This is a genomic window from Aquipuribacter hungaricus, from assembly GCF_037860755.1.
GTDB classification, from domain to species: domain Bacteria; phylum Actinomycetota; class Actinomycetes; order Actinomycetales; family JBBAYJ01; genus Aquipuribacter; species Aquipuribacter hungaricus.
This window is the reverse complement of record NZ_JBBEOI010000241.1, coordinates 1-5,166: the sequence shown is the minus strand read 5'-3', so window position 1 is coordinate 5,166 and position 5,166 is coordinate 1. Positions and strand designations below refer to the sequence as shown.

At 71.5% G+C, this 5,166-nt stretch carries 5 protein-coding genes; 4 read left to right on the top strand and 1 reads right to left on the bottom strand.

All coding sequences use genetic code 11. From position 1 onward, the window contains the following. Positions 1-875 precede the first annotated feature (875 nt). The 4 genes from WCS02_RS17140 to ccsB are packed head-to-tail and all read left to right on the top strand — an operon-like array spanning position 876 to position 4,805. Positions 876-1,343, top strand: coding sequence for a TlpA family protein disulfide reductase (locus WCS02_RS17140; RefSeq protein WP_340295436.1), 468 nt, complete (start codon positions 876-878; stop codon positions 1,341-1,343). Between the two features lie 13 nt (positions 1,344-1,356). Next, a complete protein-coding gene (locus WCS02_RS17135; protein WP_376984549.1) occupies positions 1,357-2,103 on the top strand; it encodes a cytochrome c biogenesis CcdA family protein in 747 nt (248 codons plus the stop codon). A gap of 34 nt (positions 2,104-2,137) precedes the next feature. Next, positions 2,138-3,796 (top strand): cytochrome c biogenesis protein ResB, encoded by a 1,659-nt coding sequence (resB, locus tag WCS02_RS17130; RefSeq protein WP_340295434.1) that lies wholly within the window; start codon positions 2,138-2,140, stop codon positions 3,794-3,796. A gap of 4 nt (positions 3,797-3,800) precedes the next feature. Further along, the gene (ccsB, locus tag WCS02_RS17125; RefSeq protein ID WP_340295432.1) at positions 3,801-4,805 is read left to right on the top strand and encodes a c-type cytochrome biogenesis protein CcsB; all 1,005 of its coding nucleotides are present in this window, start codon (positions 3,801-3,803) and stop codon (positions 4,803-4,805) included. Between the two features lie 192 nt (positions 4,806-4,997). On the opposite strand, the gene WCS02_RS17120 is transcribed toward ccsB, so the two are convergent. Continuing rightward, positions 4,998-5,166 (bottom strand): M23 family metallopeptidase (locus WCS02_RS17120; RefSeq protein WP_340295438.1); only part of this gene is annotated, 169 nt, incomplete at its 5' end.

The following is a 5,166-nucleotide window of genomic DNA, read 5'->3' as shown; positions in this document are numbered from 1 at the left end:
GCGTGGTGGACCGGGCGGCGGTGGCCCCGTCCACGCCGCGGGTGACGAAGCCCTCAGCGGTCGCCATCAGGCTGTTCTCCTTCTCTGGGCGGTATGGGTCCTGGCCGGGACGATGTCTGCTCGCCTCAGGGACTGGGTCGAGTTCTCTAGCCTGCTGGACGGCCGACGCCGCGTTCATGGGCGGCCAGGGTCAGATGCGGATGCACTCGTGGGCGGGGCGTGCACTCTCATTTTGACCGTCTGTTCCTGGGCAGTTCGCTTGCACACCCGTCCGCGATGCTGGGCCTACCCCTCTCTCACCTCGGAGGCTGTCAGGTGTCAACGCTAGGCGGTACGGCCCCACGGCTGAACAGCGGCCCACGGCGATGGCCAGGCCTGCACCTGCCGGCGGGCGGCCGCAGCCTCACGGTGACGGGCTCGTCGAAGGAGGGGGTACGCCCTGCACCAAAGTGTTGGGCCTCTCCCACGTCTTCGGCGACGCCTGAGTCCAAGCTCATCTGCGACCACCGCCGAAGCGTGTCTCCCCAGGACCAGCAAGCGACGTCGCCGCACTCGTCCTACGCATGCGGCAGGTGGCTGCTCTTGCCACCCGCCACCCGCCACCCGCCGCCCGTGCCGGCCCGGGCCGGGGTCACGCTCCTGCACAGACGCCGCCTAGCATCGATTGCATGAGAGACGGCGCCCGGTCCGCGGACGTCCGTCGAGCTGACGAAGGGGTCAGCGTCCAGCCATCCTTGACCCGTCGGACTGTTCTCGTGGGCGGGCTCGGTGCCGCTGCGGTGGTGGCTCTGGGCGCGTCGACGGTATGGCTCGCCGACCGTCCGTCCGACGGTGCTACCGGACGGCCCGGCGGTGATGCCGGAGTAGGGGTCTCGGTGTCGCAACCGGTCACCGAGTACAAGGTCGGGGATCGTGGTGCGCCGGTGTACCTGAGCGGGGCCACGCTCACCGATGACGAGCTGGACCTGGCGAGCCTGCGGGGTGAGGTGGTGGTCGTCAACGTGTGGGGGTCCTGGTGCGGGCCTTGCCGGGTCGAGGCCCCGGTGCTGTCCCGGGTGTCGACGGACTACCGCGAGCGTGGGGTGTCCTTCGTCGGGGTGAACGTCAAGGACAACCGGGCCGCGGCCGTGGCGTTCGAGGAGGAGCACGGCATCACCTACCCGAGCATCGAGGACACCGACGGCCGGGCCGTGCTGGCACTCAGCCAGTACGTGCCTGCCTCGGCGGTGCCGGTGACGCTGGTGCTGGACCGGGACGGCAGGGTGGCTGCCAGGGTCCTCGGAGCGGTGCGGGAGGCGACCGTGACGGCCTTGCTGGACGGCACGCTGGCCGAGGCGCTATGACTTCGACGTCGTCGTGACCTCGCTGCTGCAGGGCACCGTGCTGAGCGGGTCGATGCTGCTGGCGGTGCCGGTGGCCGTCCTGGCAGGGCTGGTGTCCTTCTTGTCGCCGTGCGTGCTGCCGCTGGTGCCCGGCTACCTGTCGTACGTGACCGGGCTGTCGGGTGCGGACCTGGACAGGCCGCGCCGCGGGCTCGTCCTGGCCGGCACGGCGCTGTTCGTCGCCGGGTTCGCCACGGTGTTCGCCTCCTTCGGTGCCCTGTTCGGGGGGCTCGGGTCGCTGTTGCTGCAGTACCAGTCTCCGATCACACGGGTGATGGGGGTCGCCATCGTGGTCATGGGGCTGGCGTTCCTCGGGTACGTGCCCGGCCTGCAGCGCGAGCGGCGGTTCCACCTGCGTCCGGCGCGTGGTCTGGCCGGTGCCCCGCTGCTGGGGGTGACGTTCGGACTGGGGTGGACCCCGTGCATAGGGCCGGCGTTGGCGGCGGTGCAGACGTTGGCGTTCACCGAGGCCAGCGCGGGGCGGGGGACCCTGTTGTCGGTGGCGTATGCCCTGGGTCTGGGTGTGCCGTTCCTTGCCGTGGGGCTGGCGGTGCGCAGGACGGCCGGGACGCTGGGCTGGGTCCGTCGGCACCGGGTGGCGGTGACGCGCGCCGGCGGGGGGCTGCTGGTGCTCACGGGGCTGCTGCTGGCCACCGGCGTGTGGGAGCGCATCATGGTCACCATGCGTATCTGGGCGGCCGCATTCACCCCGGTCATCTGATGGCCCGTCCCGGCTCGGACCGACAGGCAGTGACGTGACCGAGGTCCAGGACCAGCTCGAGCGCAGCGGGGTGCTGGAGATGCCTGCTCGCCCGGAGGGCGGGGGCAGCGCGGGGTGGGCGCGCTGGGCGTGGCGGTCTTTGACGTCGATGCGCTCGGCGCTGGTCCTGCTGGCGCTGCTCGCGCTGGCCGCGGTGCCCGGGTCGCTGCTGCCGCAGCGGGGTGTGGCGTCAGACCCCAACGCGGTGGCGGGCTTCTTCCGCGAGAACCCGACGCTCGCGCCATGGCTGGACCGGCTGGGCCTGTTCGAGGTGTACGCCTCACCGTGGTTCGCGGCCATCTACCTGCTCCTGCTGGTCTCCATGACCGGGTGCGTACTGCCGCGCTGCGCCCGGCTGTGGCGTGCCACCAGGGCCGATCCACCGCGCGCGCCGGGCAACCTGGCCCGTCTGCCCGGCCATCGGCGGGCAGACTCGACCCTGGCCGCAGTCCAGGTGCTCCGGGTCACCGCAGAGGAGCTCCGGCGGCGCGGGTTCAGGGTCGACATCGACGGCAGCACCGTCCGCGCGGAGAAGGGCTACCTGCGCGAGGTCGGCAACCTGCTGTTCCACCTGTCGCTGCTAGTGCTCCTCTTCGGCATCGCCATCGGCGCCCTGTTCGGCTTCGAAGGCCGGGTCGTCGTGGCCGAAGGCGGCGGTTTCTCCAACACCCGCTCCCAGTACGACGAGTTCTCGCCCGGACCCTTCACCGACGAGGCCCGCCTGACGCCGTTCTTCCTCACGCTCGACACGTTCACCGCCCGGTTCGAGCAGACCGGACCGCAGCGCGGTTCCGCCCGGGACTTCCGGGCCGACGTCACGCTCACCCGGCGCCCCGGCTCGCCGGCCGAGGAGACCACCATCGCGGTCAACTCCCCCCTCGACGTCCGCGGAACCAAGCTGTTCCTCACCGGCAACGGGTACGCGCCGCGCATCACCGTCCGGGACGGACAGGGGCGCGAGGTCGCCTCGGGACCGGTGGTGTTCCTTCCCCTGGACGGGCTCTTCACCTCCGAGGGCGTCGTCAAGGCCCCCGACGCCCAGCCGGAACAGCTCGGCTTCCAGGGCCTGTTCCTGCCCACGGCCGCCTTCGACCCCGTGACCGGGCCGTACTCGCTGTCGCCGGACCTCCTCGATCCGCAGCTCCTGCTCACCGCCTGGACCGGGGACCTGGGGCTGTCAGACGGTGCGCCCCAGTCGGTCTACAGGCTGGACACCACCGACATGGAGCAGCTCAGCGAGGGCGGGCAACCCCTCACCCGGGCACTTCGACCCGGGGAGACCATGACGCTGCCGGACGGGCTTGGCAGCGTGACGTTCGACGGCGTGGCCAGGTTCGTCAACCTCCAGATCGCCTACGACCCGGGCAAGGAGGTCTCGCTGGCGGCTGCCATCATGCTGCTCGTGGGCCTGACCATGTCCCTGACCATCCCCCGCCGTCGGGTGTGGGTCCGGGTGCACCCCACCGACGCTTGCACCACCGGTGTCGAGGTGGCGGCATACAGCCTGACCCGGCAGGACCCCCCGACGGAGCTGCTCCGCCAGCTCCTGCAGGTCAGTGGAGCCGATACCGGTTCGGGCAGCGGGCCCGGCACGGGGTCGACCGCGCGGACCGAGATGCCCGCGTGGACCGCGACACCCGTGACGAAGGAGTAGAACGATGGACTGGGCCTGGCTGAGCGACACCCTCGTGTACTCCGCCATCGCCGTGTATGCCCTGGCGATGCTTGCCTATGCGGCCGAGGCCGCCCTCCGGGGCCGTGCGGCCGTCGAGGTCGACCAGACGGTCCTGGTTCGAGACGCCGTCCTGGTCCCTGCGGTCGTGCCCGGGCGGGACGACCGCCTCTCGCCCGCTGGCCCGGCAGACCTTGGCCCTCCCGCCGCGGGGTCGCGGACGGACCAGCGGCTGGGTCGGGTCGCGGTGTCCCTCACGGTCCTCGCCTTCCTCCTGCACCTCGCGGGCCTGGTGACCCGAGGGCTCGCGGCCGGCCGGGCTCCCTGGGGCAACATGTACGAGTTCGCCGTCGCGGGCGGTCTGGCCGCCACCGGGGCCTACCTCGTCCTCCTGCACCGGCAGCCGGTCCGAGACCTCGGCGTGTGGATCGTCGGCGTCGTCACGCTCACCCTCGGGCTGGCTGTCACCGTCCTCTACACACCGGCCGGTGATCTCGTCCCGGCACTGAACTCCTACTGGCTCGTCATCCACGTCGCCGCCGCGATCGTCTCCGGCGGCGTGTTCACCGTCGGCGCCGCGGCGGGCGTGCTGTACCTGGTGAGGTCGTGGATCGACGGTCGTGCGGTCCTGACCACCCAGGGGACGCGGCCGCGTAGCCGGTATGCCGCGCACCTGCCCGCCGCGGCCGCGCTGGAGAAGGTCTTCCATGCCGCAACGGTGTTCGCCTTCCCGATCTGGACGTTCGCCGTCATCGCCGGCGCCATCTGGGCCGAGGAGTCCTGGGGCCGCTACTGGGGCTGGGACCCGAAGGAGACCTGGGCCTTCATCACCTGGGTCCTGTACGCCGCCTACCTGCACGCCCAGTCCACCGCCGGCTGGCGCGGGCGACGGGCCACCTGGTTCGCCCTGGCCGGCTACCTCGCCTTCCTGTTCAACTTCTTCGGGGTCAACATCTGGCTCCCCGGCCTGCACTCCTACGCCGGGGTCTGACCCACCAGGCCGCCCCTTTCAGCAACGTCACGTCTGGCGTGCGGGGGCACTAGCGTCCGCGCGGCACCGGCAGGATTCGCAGCCTCCTGCTGGTGGTGGGCCCAGGGACGCATACAAACCTGAGCACGACTGCGCGACCGCAGCACCAGCAGCCAGGTGGAGCCCGGCGAGGACCCACCCTCAGGTACCTCCTCAGAGGTACCCCATGGGATCCACCGGTGTCCCGGCCAGTCGTGCCTCGAGGTGCAGGTGGCAGCCGGTCGAGCTGCCCGTGGTGCCGATGTAGCCGATGACCTGGCCGCGGGTGACGTTCCCGCTGGTGACGGCGAAGCGGCTCTGGTGGGCGTAGGCGGTGGCGAGC